Origin of the sequence: Pseudomonas brassicacearum, assembly GCF_003732175.1 — a bacterium.
In the GTDB taxonomy this organism is placed as follows: domain Bacteria; phylum Pseudomonadota; class Gammaproteobacteria; order Pseudomonadales; family Pseudomonadaceae; genus Aquipseudomonas; species Aquipseudomonas brassicacearum_G.
Genome location: NZ_MOBI01000048.1, coordinates 1 through 1229 on the forward strand (window position 1 = coordinate 1; position 1229 = coordinate 1229).

General features: G+C 59.3%; 1 protein-coding gene. It reads left to right on the top strand.

The window, feature by feature from the left end; translation table 11 throughout:
* Window positions 1–45: 45 nt before the first annotated feature.
* Window positions 46–1229, top strand: a protein-coding gene (locus BK658_RS29640; RefSeq protein ID WP_404943208.1) for an IS3 family transposase whose coding sequence is annotated in 2 segments (ribosomal slippage) — window positions 46–391 and window positions 391–1229 — 1185 coding nt annotated over the 2 segments. Because the reading frame shifts where the segments join, the coding sequence is not laid out codon by codon here. This gene is flagged as partial in the annotation.

Genomic DNA, 1229 nt, shown 5'->3' on the forward strand with positions numbered 1-1229 from the left:
CACCGTTTCCCCCTTACGATAAGGGATAGGCAAACGGTTATGTTTATGACTAATAGCAACGATAAGAGTGGTGAGCTTTTGGGCCAGGAGCGGCGTCGTCGCTGGAGCCCAGAGCAAAAACTGGCCATGGTTCGCGAGAGCCTTGAGCCAGGGCAAAGCGTGTCGGTGGTGGCTCGGCGCAACGGCATCAATGCCAATCAGCTGTTCCTATGGCGCAAGCTTTATCAGGACGGCAGCTTGTCGGCGGTCAGTGCTGGCGAGGCCGTGGTGCCTGCCTCCGAGCTGAGCGATGCGCTCAAGCAGATCCGTGAACTGCAACGGATGCTGGGCAAGAAAACGATGGAAGCCGAAATCCTCAAAGAGGCCGTGGAGATCGCCCGGTCGCGAAAATGGATTGCGCACTCACCCTTGTTGCCGGGGGACGACCAGTGAAGCTGGTCAGCGAATGTCTCGGTGTGGCGCGCTCGCAATTAACGGTTCGAATCAAGCAATCAGCCTTGCCCAAAGTACGGCGAAGCAGGTCTGTGGGCGATGCTGAACTGGTGATCGAAATCCAGCAACAGATCAGCGAGCTGCCGAGCTATGGCTACCGTCGTGTTTGGGGATTACTGCGTCGCGCACGTGAAACCCAGTTGCTGCCCGCGATCAACGTGAAGCGGGTTTACCGAGTCATGCGTGATCACAACTTGCTGCTTGAGCGCCGCCTCAAGCAGCCCGGCGTGCCGCGTCGGCACGAAGGCCGTATTGCCGTGAAAACCAGCGATACGCGGTGGTGCTCGGACGGCTTTGAGTTCCGCTGCGAGGATGATGCCAAACTGAGCGTGACCTTCGCCCTGGACTGCTGCGACCGCGAAGCCATCGGCTGGGTCGCCAGCCCGACCGGGTATAGCGGTGATGATATCCGCGACTTGATGCTGGAAAGCGTGGAGAAGCGCTTCGGTGATCAACTGCCCACCACGCCGGTGCAATGGCTCAGCGATAACGGCTCGGCATACACCGCCGAACAGACGCGCCTGTTTGCTCGGCAGATCGGCTTGCAGCCGGTGACCACCCCAGTGCGCAGCCCGCAGAGCAACGGCATGGCCGAGAGTTTCGTGAAGACGATCAAGCGTGATTACGTGGCGCATATGCCCAAGCCTGATCGAAAAACGGCGCTGCGCAACCTGGCAATTGCCTTCGAGCATTACAACGAGCAGCATCCACACAGCGCCTTGAACTATCGCTCACCG